The organism is Mucilaginibacter sp. cycad4 (genome assembly GCF_034263275.1).
GTDB lineage: Bacteria > Bacteroidota > Bacteroidia > Sphingobacteriales > Sphingobacteriaceae > Mucilaginibacter.
The window spans coordinates 1,083,857-1,097,438 of record NZ_CP139559.1; the positions used below are offsets into that span (position 1 = coordinate 1,083,857).

Annotated in this window: 14 protein-coding genes; 4 read left to right on the top strand and 10 right to left on the bottom strand. The window is 42.5% G+C overall.

Annotated features, from left to right (window positions below; translation table 11 throughout):
- Nucleotides 1–19: 19 nt before the first annotated feature.
- Nucleotides 20–1,186 carry a galactokinase gene (locus tag SNE26_RS04635; RefSeq protein WP_321558196.1) on the bottom strand — a complete coding sequence of 389 codons (1,167 nt, stop codon included), beginning with the start codon at nt 1,184–1,186 and terminating at the stop codon, nt 20–22.
- A 180-nt stretch (nt 1,187–1,366) separates the two neighbouring features.
- On the opposite strand from SNE26_RS04635, the gene SNE26_RS04640 reads away from it, so the two are divergent.
- Nucleotides 1,367–1,657: a YciI family protein gene (locus SNE26_RS04640; protein ID WP_321558197.1), complete on the top strand. Its 291-nt coding sequence runs from the start codon at nt 1,367–1,369 to the stop codon at nt 1,655–1,657.
- A 253-nt stretch (nt 1,658–1,910) separates the two neighbouring features.
- On the opposite strand, the gene SNE26_RS04645 is transcribed toward SNE26_RS04640, so the two are convergent.
- The 7 genes from SNE26_RS04645 to SNE26_RS04675 all read right to left on the bottom strand — a co-directional run bounded on the left by SNE26_RS04645 (nt 1,911) and on the right by SNE26_RS04675 (nt 9,997).
- Nucleotides 1,911–2,309, bottom strand: coding sequence for a hypothetical protein (locus SNE26_RS04645; protein WP_321558198.1), 399 nt, complete (start codon nt 2,307–2,309; stop codon nt 1,911–1,913).
- A 114-nt stretch (nt 2,310–2,423) separates the two neighbouring features.
- Nucleotides 2,424–3,287 (bottom strand): aldo/keto reductase, encoded by an 864-nt coding sequence (locus SNE26_RS04650; protein ID WP_321558199.1) that lies wholly within the window; start codon nt 3,285–3,287, stop codon nt 2,424–2,426.
- A 198-nt stretch (nt 3,288–3,485) separates the two neighbouring features.
- The gene (locus tag SNE26_RS04655) at nt 3,486–3,890 is read right to left on the bottom strand and encodes a DUF1761 domain-containing protein (protein WP_321558200.1); all 405 of its coding nucleotides are present in this window, start codon (nt 3,888–3,890) and stop codon (nt 3,486–3,488) included.
- A 216-nt stretch (nt 3,891–4,106) separates the two neighbouring features.
- Complete coding sequence (locus tag SNE26_RS04660) at nt 4,107–6,830, bottom strand: carboxypeptidase regulatory-like domain-containing protein (RefSeq protein WP_321558201.1); 2,724 nt, start codon at nt 6,828–6,830, stop codon at nt 4,107–4,109.
- 158 nt (nt 6,831–6,988) lie between these two features.
- On the bottom strand, nt 6,989–7,957 hold the full coding sequence (locus SNE26_RS04665) for a hypothetical protein (RefSeq protein ID WP_321558202.1): 969 nt from the start codon (nt 7,955–7,957) through the stop codon (nt 6,989–6,991).
- A gap of 84 nt (nt 7,958–8,041) precedes the next feature.
- Nucleotides 8,042–8,983, bottom strand: a complete 942-nt coding sequence (locus tag SNE26_RS04670; RefSeq protein ID WP_321558203.1) for a hypothetical protein — start codon at nt 8,981–8,983, stop codon at nt 8,042–8,044.
- Nucleotides 8,984–9,049: 66 nt separating this feature from the next.
- Nucleotides 9,050–9,997 (bottom strand): hypothetical protein, encoded by a 948-nt coding sequence (locus SNE26_RS04675; protein WP_321558204.1) that lies wholly within the window; start codon nt 9,995–9,997, stop codon nt 9,050–9,052.
- Between the two features lie 96 nt (nt 9,998–10,093).
- Between SNE26_RS04675 and SNE26_RS04680 the strand changes: the two genes are divergently transcribed.
- The gene (locus tag SNE26_RS04680) at nt 10,094–10,561 is read left to right on the top strand and encodes a CYTH domain-containing protein (protein WP_321558205.1); all 468 of its coding nucleotides are present in this window, start codon (nt 10,094–10,096) and stop codon (nt 10,559–10,561) included.
- A gap of 7 nt (nt 10,562–10,568) precedes the next feature.
- Here SNE26_RS04680 and SNE26_RS04685 read toward each other — a convergent pair whose 3' ends face one another.
- Entirely contained in the window at nt 10,569–10,862 is a 294-nt protein-coding gene (locus SNE26_RS04685) for a hypothetical protein (protein ID WP_321558206.1), read from the bottom strand.
- A 339-nt stretch (nt 10,863–11,201) separates the two neighbouring features.
- Here SNE26_RS04685 and SNE26_RS04690 point away from each other — a divergent pair, with 339 nt between their 5' ends.
- On the top strand, nt 11,202–11,540 hold the full coding sequence (locus SNE26_RS04690; RefSeq protein WP_321558207.1) for a metalloregulator ArsR/SmtB family transcription factor: 339 nt from the start codon (nt 11,202–11,204) through the stop codon (nt 11,538–11,540).
- Entirely contained in the window at nt 11,537–11,965 is a 429-nt protein-coding gene (locus SNE26_RS04695) for an SRPBCC domain-containing protein (RefSeq protein ID WP_321558208.1), read from the top strand. The genes SNE26_RS04690 and SNE26_RS04695 overlap by 4 nt, the downstream gene beginning before the upstream one ends.
- Before the next feature lie 138 nt (nt 11,966–12,103).
- Here SNE26_RS04695 and SNE26_RS04700 read toward each other — a convergent pair whose 3' ends face one another.
- Nucleotides 12,104–13,582 carry a glutamate synthase subunit beta gene (locus SNE26_RS04700; protein WP_321558209.1) on the bottom strand — a complete coding sequence of 493 codons (1,479 nt, stop codon included), beginning with the start codon at nt 13,580–13,582 and terminating at the stop codon, nt 12,104–12,106.

The following is a 13,582-nucleotide window of genomic DNA, read 5'->3' on the forward strand; positions in this document are numbered from 1 at the left end:
AAAATATTAAAAAAAGCCGTTAGTTAAGCACTGAGGCCAGTACACCTACACCGTCGCCAATTAGCGAGCTGTAAACAGAGGGAGCGTATCCTATTTTTTGCGTGTAGTATTCGGTTATCTCTTTGCTGAAATTATCAAACGCATCACCTTTTACCAGGGCAATGGCACAACCGCCAAAACCTGCCCCCGTCATACGGGCACCCGCAACGTCAGGATTGGTTTTGCTGTACTCGACAACAGCGTCCAGTTCAACACCGCTTACCTCGTATAAATCGCGCAGGGAATCATGTGAGGCGTACATCAGCCTGCCAAATTCGGCCAGGTTGTTATTTGCAAGGGCTGTTGCGGCCAGTTTTACACGGTCGTTCTCTTCAATTACGTGTTTGGCGCGTTTCAAAACAACAGGATCGGTTATCAGGTGTTTGTATTGCTCAAAAGTAGTGCTATTGATCTCGCAAAGATGTTTAATATCCAGTTGCTGTTGCAAGGCCATCAAGGCCGCCTGGCACTCCTCTACACGTTCGTTGTATTTCGATTCGGCCAGTTTGCGGGGTTTATTAGTGTTGATTATGGCAAGTACATATTCGCCAAGATTGCTGTCAACCGCCTGGTAATCCAGGGTATCGCAGTTAAGCATCAGGGCTTTGTTCTTTTCGCCAAAGGCAACTGCAAACTGGTCCATGATACCGCAGTTAACGCCAATGAAATTGTTTTCTACATGTTTTGACAGTTTAACCAGGTCGAGCTTGCTGTAGCCGCTGTTAAACAAGTCGTTAAGCGCATATGAAGTAACCACCTCGATAGAAGCTGATGATGACAAGCCCGAGCCAATTGGGATATCGCCGTAAAACAACATATCCAGGCCTTTTAACGGATGCCCATCCTTAATAAAACGGTCAATAACACCAATTGGAAAGTTAAACCAGTTTTCGCCGGTTTTTTCATAATGAAGTTGCAGCGGGATATCTTTTTGCTCACTAAAATTTAAACTCCTGAAGCGGAAAACGCCATCCTCATTAGGAGAGGTTAGTAAATAAGTACCAAAAGTAATGGCGCATGGCATAACCAAACCTCCGTTATAATCAATATGTTCGCCAATAAGGTTTACACGACCGGGCGAAAAGTACGCGTTGTCTGCTTCTTTGTTAAAGATCTTAATAAATTCCTGGTGCAAATTATTCTTCATTATTCAGGTTGGTTTTTCGGGAAACAAATATTGTAAAAATTGTCAACTTTACAGTTATAAATTTAATTTAATTTTTAATTTATTTTAATGAGATAGTTTTGCAGATATTCGGGCTCGATAAAACGTGCAGGCACAAAAAGCCACGGCATGTTATTTAAATACCAATTAAAATAGATACACATGAAACAATACCTCGTTACCGCCTATGATTATACCGATGCTGAAGCATTACAACGCCGTTTAGGCGCCCGTCCTCATCATCTTGACGGTGCCAGGGCATTAAAAGCCAATGGTAATTTTGTGTTAGGAGGAGCTATACTGAATGAAGAAGGCAAGATGATAGGCTCAACCATGATAGTACAGTTTGAAACCGACGAAGAGATGGAAGCCTGGAAGCAAAACGATCCGTACATTACCCAAAAAGTATGGGAAAGTGTTGATGTAAAGCCCTTTAAAGTTGCAGACGTTTAAGCCGGTTTGCAGTTTTTAGTTTTCACTTTGCTTGAGAGGGGGAATTCTCCGCTGTTCGAAGTCTCTGACTTCGAATATGATATGCCTGTAGTTTGTAACTACGGGCATACAAGAAGTACTGGAAATGTAAGCTTTACTGTAGTCCGGAGACTACAGGCATATTCATCCGAAGTAAGAGACTTCGGACAGCGAATATTACAGAATGTCAAAGAGATGTTCACTGCAAACTGCTAACTCAAAACCTACCACTGCTCTACTGCTCCGCCCACCTGCTCATTTGCCAGTATCCCCGGGCATCTTTAGCATAAAAAGCAGTATAACCCTTGCCCTGCATCGTAAAATTAAAATCAAACTGGTTTATCGAACTGTCATCTGGCAAAAAATTAGCGACTACATTATCAGCTACTGCGGTTATCGTGGCGCCAAAGTCATCCTGCACCTGTTCCTTAGCCTGGGTGCTCTCCACAAAATCATTAAATGTTTCAAACTCGTAAGCTTCATTACGCTGTTTTCTTGCTGCGTTAAAAGCTGCTTCGGCCCATTGTTGTTTGTAGGCTTCCATGGCGTTGAGCAGGTCTTCGGCCGATATTTCCGGCAGGCCGTCCTTGCCTGTAGTGTTATAGCTGTTTAGTATTTCTTCTTTACTTTTCATTCAGGATTAATGTTTCTTAATATCTGCCGATATTCATCCTTACAATTTGATTCAAAATTAAAAGGATGCCAAATTAATGACATCCTTTTAATTTTAAGCTATCAAACGTTTTATTTACGCTTCAGACAGGCTGTTCAACACATCTATATCATCGTCTGACAGCTGAATATCGGCGGTTCTCATATTTTCCTCCAAATGTTTAACACTTGATGTGCCCGGGATAAGCAGGATGTTTGGCGAATGATGCAATAACCAGCTTAACGCCACCTGGTGAATGGTAGCATCATGTTTGGCGGCAATACGGCTCAATATGTCTTCGCCCTGTACATTGCCGCCACCAAGCGGGAACCATGGAATGAATGCGATGTTATGGTCGCGGGTGTATTCCAGCTCGGCTTCCCATTTGCGGTTGTCAACGCTGTACATGTTTTGTACCGATACCACCTCAAAGTATTGCTGGGCAAGTTTGATATCCTCAACGCTCACTTCAGATAAGCCTATATGCCTGATTTTACCCTCCTGCTGTGCTTTTTGCAAAAACTCAAATGATTTTTCGGCAGGAACTTTAGGGTCAATGCGGTGTAGCTGGTACAGATCTATACGATCAACCTGGAGGCGTTTCAGGCTACCTTCAAGAGCTTCCTTCAAATGCTCCGGCGAAGCATCTACGGGCCATTCATTGGGGCCGGTACGTAACAAGCCGCCTTTGGTACCTATCAGGAGGTCGGTAGGGTATGGGTGCAAGGCTTTGGCAATTAACTCTTCTGATACACTTGGCCCGTAACTATCGGCTGTATCAATAAAGTTAACGCCCAGCTCAACAGCGCGTTTTAACACACGGATGCTTTCTTCTTTATCTTTTGGCGGTCCCCAGATCCCGGTACCGGTAATACGCATTGCACCATAACCCAAACGATTAATAGTAATGTCGCCACCAATGGTGAATGTTTTTTCAATTGAACTTGTTGTGCTTGCCATGGTAATGTATTTTGTGTTAACTCCTGTAAAGTTCAACTAAAAAACATCACGATTGTTTATGGAATGTATAACACAAATGTCATTTTGAATCTACACTAATCGCACTAAGGGATGTGCACGAATTACACGAATTAAAGCGCGATGGCTATTCGTGTAATTCGCATAAATTCGTTTGCTGTTAGTGCCTAATTAATTATCTTATCTCCAGGCGCCCAATATCAAGCCCATCAGGGTTAGGGATACCACGCTGTAACCACCGTTTATAAATATCAGCCGCCAGCTTTTGAGCTCAAACAGGCTGTGAATAGCTATCGCGCAGAATGTCCAGATGCCGGCAAGGAAACCTGCCGTTGCCCCCCAGGCAAGATCTGTTTTGGCATCAGCTAAAAACATGGCGAGGTTTACCGCCATAATAATAGAAAAGAAAGCTGTAAAGCCAAAGGCCCTCCCTTTACTGGATGCCTGAAGCTCGGCACTGCTCAGTTTATTATCCGCCATCCAGGCATTAGCAAACAGGGCAGGTGAGTACCAGATACCGCCAACTAAAAACGCAGATAATGCTGCAACCACAACGGCCAGCCAGTTGATGAGTTGAAAATTCATGATGATAATGTTTAAATTAAATTGGTTGTACTAATATAATTAATAAAAGCTAAAAGCCGAATGCACAAAACTCAAAGCTTTATGGAAAACCGATTAACAGGCGCTGTACAGTTGCGACGCTTTTAATTAGTACAGATAGGGCAGTGGGGAATAAAAAAGCCCCGGTTACTTTAACAGCAATCAGGGCTTTTTATTTAGTAATGAATTTGCTTTATACTATTTTACATTGTAGTGGATCACACTGCGGCCTATATTGCCTTCGGCGTCAATTCCCTCAATTATAGCACGGTATGAGCCGCGCTGATCGCTGTTAAAAAAGCTGATAGTTGCAGTGCCGGTTGCTTTATCGGTAATTACGTTAGGTTTCCAGTAAATGGTATTGCGCAAGTCGCCGCCAAGCGTGCCTGCTTTGGTTACATCATATTTAGGCGAGTAAAACTCTTTGGCTTTGGTATAGCCTTGTACTGCAAACGTGATCACATTTTGCTTGGGGATAAGTTCCTGCAATTGTGCAAGCGTTATCTTTTGTTTTTTAACAACCTTTTTGTTAATCACCAGTACACCCTTGGTTTGGGTATTACGGTTAATGCCGCTTACGCCATCATTTAAAAAGATCTCCACAGATTCAACCTCGCTTGACTGTATGCTTGATAAAAAGTTGGCATCAACAGGCAGGCTGCCCACATATACCTGTACCGGGGTGCGGCCGCCGGCATTGTAATCGCGGGTAACGTAAAAATTGTTGTCAATATAGGTAAGGCCCATTGCCATGGTTGATAAGCAGTTTAAAAGCAAAGGGCAGCCCTGTAATTGCTGTGCCGATACTTCATGGTCGGCCTGCATAGGTAAACCTGAGAAAGTGCCATAATCGGCGTGGCTGGCTTTTTTTACGATCTTGGTTGATTTTACAACAACTTCCTTTATGGTACGTGAACTTTGATATTGCTTATAGCTGTTTTGTAAATAAGGACGAAAAGTACTGTCGATGTTCAGGATCTCATCGGGGATGTTATTGTTTTTACTCAATTTTTGATAAGCTTCGCCATTAATGGATATTACAAGGTTGCGTCCGTTAGGGTTGTTACGGGCGCTCAGGGTAATTTTTGATGTATCCGGCACATTCACGTTTGAGAATTTAAAATTGCCCGACATATCGGTAATTGTTTCGGCCGAAAAGTTTTTATCAGGGATTAGCAACCTTAAGCTGCCTTTGGCTACCGGGAGGCCTGTATTGGTCCTCAAGGTTCCTGTTACATCAATGCCTTGTTCCGGTAACAGGTAAACAGGCGGGTTTTTATCAGCCAATATATCTTCATAATCAAAACGACGATATCCCTGGGTAAGCATCAAAATATCCAGGTTGGCCAGTTTTTCATCATCGGGTTTGTTGAAGTAATAGTTCGGTTTTTCAATATAGCCTTTCAAATCAGACGTTAGCAGCATATTACTTAATATGGTTGATTCTGCATCTTCATTTGATGGTACCGTGCCATCATCAACAACAGCTACCGAAAAGCTGCCTTCGGCCGGGGTTGTATTGTTTTTTGCCGATATGGTAATCTTAACATTCCCCCTTGTACTGTACGATGGTTTGTCCGTTTTAAGGGCCAGGTTCATCTGGTCGTTATGCTGAATAAACACTATCCGCTCGCATAAAGCATATCCGCCCGATGAAAACAGCGTTACCTGCACTATACCCGTTGGGAATTTGCTTTTAGGAATATTGGCCGAATAAACCGTGCTTTGTAGTACAGTTTGCGCGGCATAATAAATAACACCGCCGCTTTGCGCTACCAGGTAAAAGCTTTTGTTTTGTTTACGCTGAAAAAATAAATCGTTAGCCGATATTTTTACAGTAAGATTAGCAGGGTCATTGTTGTAAACGGCAATATTTATTCCCATTGATTGTACGCGCGGCAGGTTATAAGAAGCCTGTGAACCATCCGGAAAAGTAATGTTTGCTTTGTATGATCTTTCGATATCAGGAGCAATTGCGAAGATCCCCATCCCTAAATGTGCACTGCTGATCTGGGCAACTTCTGCGCCTTTATCATCAACAATAGTTCCTTTGATATCTACGCCCAGTCCGCTTGAGGCTATAGCCTTAAAAGCAATTTTGGTACGGACCCCATTGGTTAACTGCCCGCCTTCAGGAAAAAATTGCACATCATAACCTTTAACTGCAGTACGCATGGAAAAGCTGCTGCTGATGGTTTTACGGTCGCCAACGTCGATGGAAGTAACCAGGATACCGCCGGTAATTACATCGGCCTGGCTCTCGGGCAGGTCAACCTGCAATACGCCTTTATCGTCTGTAGTACCATGGCCTTTGCTTACAGGGTCGCCGTTTTTCATAAGCTGCCAGCTTACTTTTTTGTTGGCATACGGACTGTTATCCGATCCTTTGTAAAGGATAGTAGCATCAACTTTAACGCCTGTTCTTTTGCTTGAGCTTTTATAGGTGATGTTGGTGCGCACCTGGTTATCAATGGCGTTGCCAACATTAAAAGTATGGTCATAAAAATAATCCGGGTCAAAATTACGCATCCAGTTGGTGTAGCTGCGCAGGCGGTAAGCTCCTTGTTTGTAGGTATCGCCGTTAAGCACAATATTACCGCTTGCAAAGCCATTGGTAACCGCAATACGCTGGCTTTCAACCACCGAATCCCGGTTGTTGATCAGGTCGACATAAACGATGCGGCTCAATGCCGATGGCTGATGCTTTTCAATGGTTACATAAGCCTTAAACCAAATGGTATCGCCAACAGCATAGTAAGGTTTATCTGTATGCAGGTAAACTTTTTCAATAGGGTAGCTGCTGTTAAACTTGCTGGTTTTTTCAATTATGGTAGTTAAGGGGATGCTATCCTGCTGGGCAAAAACAGATGCGCCAAAGGCAGGTAACAGGCATAATAGGAGTAAAAATCGACGTATGATCATCAATATAAATTATAGAAGTAACAGGGGCTAATATAAACATTTAGCCGTATTGCATTTTTAGCGGCGGTTTATTTAACACTTTTTTACAAATGCCGCTTTGGCCAATCGGTGAAAGTTAAACGCCAAAAGCTATACACTTATACAAAATATCACAATTGTTACTTAGCTGCAGTTTTAGCTTTTGCCTTGCCTTCAACATGTACCGACACCATGCTCGAGTGGATTATGCCCAATGTTGTACCCGGTTTTACGTTAAGGTAAAAATTAAAGTAGCTTTCCATAACTGCTTTTGAAGCGTGAATGTAGTCGGCTTCAATTTCTTTTTCTCCATTGAATCCAACAAGGGGAATCCCATAAAACAACCGGCCTTTATCGTCAATATACATAGTGAAGGAATAGTAAAAATCTTTGTATGCGTTTTTGATCACGATGTCATAAGTAGGGTCAAGGTAATCATCAGAGTTATCGAAATTGTTGAGAATATCGGGTTTAGTAGTGCGGCGCGATACTGTTACCAGCGGGCTTTTGCTGCTTATATCGGCCGGCTGCCTCGCTGCAAAAGCCTTGGTGTAATCTGCCTTTGCTTTTACGGCTAATGAACGAATGAACAGCGTATCGGCACGGCTTGGCCTTCTTAGTGTAGTTGTATCAGTGTGTAAAACGTTTTTAATATAGTTATCAGCAAAGAACCGCATGAATACTTTGGTGCCTTTAACATCAAGTGAGTCTCCTTTTTGAATCAGGATCTCCATGGTGATGCTATCTTTATTGATCTTCCTGATTTTTAACCATGAACGGGCGGCATTAAATATAGAATCGTATCCGCGCGTAAGCGGGAAATTAATAAACGCGTTTTTAGTAGGACTGAAAATACTTACCGAATCGTCTGAGACAAATTTTAGCTTCCATTGCGGCTCCAGTTGATAACCATATTCGTTAAACGACAGACCGTTTTTTTGACGCCGGGATACTTCGGAGTAGTTGATGCCATTGTAAGGTTTAAAGGAGATCAACTCTCTTTTCTTTTTGCCCGAAGGGCCGCTGCCGCAACCTGAAATAATGGCAGATATGATGATGAGCAGCCCGAATGCTGCTGTTTTTAATGTTTTTAGATTGATGAATAGCATTGCCGCTAAAGATATAGATAATTCAATAAACGGCTAAAAAATGGCTGCTTTGTAATGGAATTTATATAATTTCTTAATTTAAACCTACACCCCGGTTCTCCCTTTAACATGAACTGCTATCTCGCTGCTATGCGCAATACCAAGCGTTTTGCCAGGAATAAAGTTCAGGTAATATCTAAGGTAGCTGTTCATCACCGCTGTTGAATAATGGTTATACGCTGGTATACGTTCTTTTTCTAAAAAAAAGATAATTGGCTTGCCATAATGTAGTTGTCCGGCTGTGTCAACAATTATCGAAAACGAATAATTAAAATAGGTATAAGCCTTGTTAACTGTGATGTCAAACTCGGGGCGCATATAATCATCAGAGGTGTTAAATTTATTAAGCATGGTTGGTTCAGAATGGCGCCTGGTAACCGTAACTAACGCGCTTCTGCTTTTAAGCTCAACGGGTTGCCGGGCGGCAAATGCTTCATTATAATCTTTATTGGCAATATCGGTTAATGATTTTATGTACAGACTGTCTTTACGGCTGGGGCTTTTGTATTTGCTTAAATTGCCATGAAGTACATCGTTAATGTAATTATCGGCATAAAAAACCATAAAAACCTTCGCTCCGCGGGTATCAACCGAATCGCCATCGGCTTTAAGCATTTCGATGATCATGCTATCCTTAGTCATGGTTTTAACTTTTAACCAGGTGCGGGCGGTATTAAAAATGGAATCATATCCGCGGGTAAGCGGAAAATTGATGAATTGTTTTTTAGTCGGACTGTAAATACTGGCCGAATCATTGGAAACGAATTGCATTTTCCATTGCGGCTCTAATTGATAACCGGAGTTATTAAATGACAGTCCATTAGCTGATCTGCGTGCTATTTCCGTATAGCTGATACCCGATACAGGCTTAAACGAGATCAGGTCTTTTTCGCCATTATGTTTAACGATGTTACGTTGTTTGCAGCCCATGCAAAGCAAAGCCAATACAATGCAGGTTGATCTTGCTATAGGTTTGTTGGTTATCATATAGGCATTTGTTAAATATATGACTTATTATTAACGCTAAATGAGCCGTTTAAGCGATCTCATGACTTAAATCCGCACACCTCTGTTCCCTTTAACATGCACGGCTATCTCGCTGGTATGCACTATACCAAGTGTTCTTCCTGGAATAAAGTTCAGGTAATATTTAAGATAACTATCCATTACCGCTTTTGAAAGATGAATATAAACAGCTTTACGGCTTTCCTCCAAAAATGCGGTAAGCGGTTTGCCGTAGTGCATTTGGCCGTCCGGGTCAACAAATATCGAAAATGAATAGTAAAAATTGCTGTAGGCTTTATCGATGGTAATATCAAACTCGGGGTTCATATAATCGTAAGAAGTATCGAAGTTATTAAGCATGGTCGGCTCTGCATGGCGTTTGCTAAATGTAATTCGTGCGCTTTTGCTTTTAAGCTCAACAGGCTGCCGGGCGGCAAACGCTTTAGTAAAGTCTTTATTTGCGGCGTCGGTTAACCATTGTATGTACATGCTGTCTTTTTTGCTCGGGCTTTTGCATTTGCTTATATCGCCATGAAGTACATTATTAATGAAATTATCAGCATAAAAAACCATGTAAACCTTGGCACCGCGCGTATCAACAGAATCACCATAGGCTTTGAGTAGTTCGATGATCATGCTGTCCTTAGTCATAGTTTTAACTTTAAGCCAGGTGCGGGCTGTATTAAAAATAGAGTCATAACCACGGGTAAGCGGAAAATTAATGAATTGCTTTTTTGTAGGGCTGTAAATGCTTGCTGAATCGTTGGAAACAAATTTCATTTTCCATTGCGGCTCCATCTGGTATCCGAAACTGTTGAATGAAAGCCCATTCTGCGAGCGCCGGGCTATTTCGGTATAACCGATGCCAAAAACTGGCTTAAAGGAGATCAGGTCTTTTTCGCCATTGTGTTTAACAATGTTGCGTTGTTTACAGCCAAGGCAAAACAAAGTCAATACAATGCAGGTTAATTTTGTAACAGGTTTAGCAATTAGCATATAGGTTCGATATATTATAAATATATAATATTTACCGACAGTCAAATGTTAAATAATGCTAAAATTGCAGGTTGAGAGTAAACCCGATATAATCTGATGGCAGTTGAAATAGAACGTAAATTTTTAGTAGATCAGCAGAAATGGCAGCAGATAGCAAAGCCAAAGGCAATTCATTTCAGGCAGGGGTACATTTTTAGCGATGAAAAGAAAACCATCAGGGTGCGGGTTACTGATACCGAAGCATATATCACTATAAAAGGCAGCACCCGAGGTTTTAGCCGGAGCGAATTTGAATATACCATTCCGGCAGCCGATGGCATCCAGTTGCTTGATAACTTTGCTGCTTCCGAACTGGAAAAATACCGCTGCCGCATCACCTATGCCGGTAAACTTTGGGACGTTGATGAATTTTTAGGCGATAACCAGGGTCTGCTGATGGCCGAGATTGAGCTTAGTAGTGAGGATGAAGAATTTGAACTGCCGCCATGGGTAACAACCGAGGTAACCGGCGATGATCGGTATTACAATGCCAGGTTAAGCACTCATCCTTTTAAAAACTGGTAGCAACTTTTCAGGCACATTCCGGCAGGCCCAGCAGGTAGTCGGGTTTCGATTCGTCGTAAACAGTTTTAACATATTTGTTACCCTCGGGGCAAACAGCGGGGATCAAACTGGTTTTATTGCCTTTATCATCAATAATGTAAGCTTCACCATCTTCATGTTTTATCCAGTCATAAAGTTTTGATCTTTCGGTAAGGCCTTTTACATTGATCCGTTCATTAATCCATTCAAGTGCATCGATAGCCACATAAGGATTTTCATGCGGCCTGGTATCGGTTTTTATACATACTATGCGTACTGCCATTGTGTTATTTACATTAAATGTTCAGGTGCGATAAAAATATGGCAAAAAACAATACCCCGAAATAGGTATAATCACCCAATTTTCACTACGTAAAATTACCTATTGCATAAGTGTTACTGTTTGCTGCCACATATCCGTATTTAGTGAATCGATAATTGATTTATGATCGAGATGTATTGCATGCGTTTGAAAATGAGCATATAGCAATAAATCGGGATGCCTGGTATGTGGTAGATGCCTGTGATGCGTCCCTTCGATAAAAATTAAAAAAATATTGTGTAACCAAATGGTTTCATTTATATTTGTAACCGAACGGTTTCACATGTCCGTTCATTTACTATGCGAAGAGATGTTTTCCAGGCCATTGCCGACCCAACCCGCCGTGAGATCATTAACCTGCTGGCCAGCCGGCAAATGAACCTTAATGCCGTGGCCGATAATTTTGATATCAGCCGGCCGGCTGTATCCAAACACATAAAAATTTTAACCGAATGCGGTTTACTTGTTATCAAACAGCAGGGAAGGGAACGTTATTGTCATGCCGACTTGAAGCAACTCAAACAGGTTACCGACTGGGCTGAGCAATACCGCTGGTTCTGGACACAGAAACTGGATGCACTCGACGCTTTTTTAACCGGCGAACAAAACACAGATAACCATAAAAACAACAAACTATGAGCACACAACCATTTGTAATTGAACGTGTTTATTCAGCACCCATTCAAAAAGTATGGGAAGCTATCACCGTTAGAGAAAAAATGAAAGAATGGTATTTTGACCTTGCCGAATTTAAACCCGAAGTAGGTTTTGAATTTGAATTTACGGCAGGAGACAAAGATAATTTTCAATACCGTCACCTGTGTCGGGTAACTAAAGTTGTTGAGGGCAAAACCATTGCTTATACCTGGCGATACGATGGCTACGAAGGTAATTCGGAAGTTACGTGGGAGCTTTCTTCGGAAGGGGAGGGCACTAAATTAATCCTCACCCATAGCGGTCTGGAAACATTCCCGCCGTTGGATGCCTTCAAAAAAGAAAATTTTGTTGCCGGCTGGACACATATTACCGGGGTATCACTTAAAGAATACCTGGAGAAGCAGTAAAAGAGCTATTGGTTAAGCCTTATATAAGGCCTTTTGAGAAACAAAAAACAACAAAGCCGGGCAAAACGCCCGGCTTTATAATTAAAACAATATGATAAAGAGATATCTGCTGAACCTCTAATCTCCCGGTCACTGACACTAAAACACCTGGTCAAACTGGTTAACGGCGTCTTTGCTTTCCAGCAGGGAGTGTCCCATTAAAAACTCGTCGACCTTGCGGGCGGCTTCGCGGCCTTCAGAGATGGCCCAAACAACCAGTGATTGTCCGCGGCGCATATCCCCTGCTGTAAACACTTTGCTTACGTTGGTGCGGTAAACACCTTCTTTGGCTTTAACGTTTTTACGTTCGTCAAGATCAACACCAAGCTGGCTGATGAAAGTATCATGCTGCGGGTGTAAAAAACCCATAGCCAGGAATACACGCTGACAAGGAATTTCACGCTCAGAGCCTTCAACCACATGGAATTTAACCGGGCGACCCATAAAGTCTTGCTCCCATTCAACGTCAACTACTTTCAGTGCACGCAGGTTGCCCTGTTCGTCGCCTAAAAACTCTAAGGTATTAACGCCCCAGAAACGGTCGGCGCCTTCTTCGTGCGAGCTGGTGGTTTTCAGTACCATTGGGTAGGTAGGCCATGGCATGTGTTGTGTACGCTGTGCCGGTGGCTGAAACATCACTTCAAATTGTTTGATGGATGCTGCACCCTGGCGGTTTGAAGTACCTACACAGTCCGAGCCGGTATCACCACCGCCAATCACCACTACATCTTTACCGGTAGCTATAATCTCTTCTACGGTAACATCAATATTGCTTACGCGTTTGTTTTGCTGTTTCAGGAAGTCCATTGCAAAATGGATGCCTTTTAATTCCCTGCCGGGGATGTTCAGGTTACGCGGTATGGTGGAACCTCCTGCTAAAATCACGGCATCGTTATTACGTACCAGTTCATCCGCAGCGACATTTACACCAACCTCACTGTTGTATTTAAATACAACGCCGTCCTTCTCCATTACCTCAACACGACGCTCAACAACCCATTTCTCTAATTTAAAATCGGGAATCCCGTAACGCAATAAACCACCTGCACGGTCATCACGTTCGTAAACGGTAACGGTATGGCCAACTTTCACCAATTGGGCAGCAGCGGCAAGGCCTGCAGGGCCTGAGCCTACAACGGCTACCTTTTTGCCTGTTTTAACAAGCGGCGCAGTTGGTTTTACGAGGTTTTTCTCGTAAGCGATCTCGATGATATGGCGCTCAATTTCCTCAATAGCAACAGGCGGCTTGTTAATGCCTAATACACATGCCGATTCGCATGGGGCCGGGCAGATGCGGCCTGTAAACTCGGGGAAGTTATTGGTTGATGATAATATATGGTAAGCTTCTTCCCAGTTTTTACGATACACGGCATCGTTAAACTCAGGGATGATATTACCAAGCGGGCATCCTGAATGGCAGAAAGGGATCCCGCAATTCATACACCTTGCCGATTGCTGGTTAAGCTTCTCTTCGGTATATAAATTAACAAATTCGTTATAGTTCTTAACGCGTTCAGCAGCCGGAACTTTTGATGGAAGTTCACGATTAAACTCCTGAAATCCTGTAGGTTTTCCCAT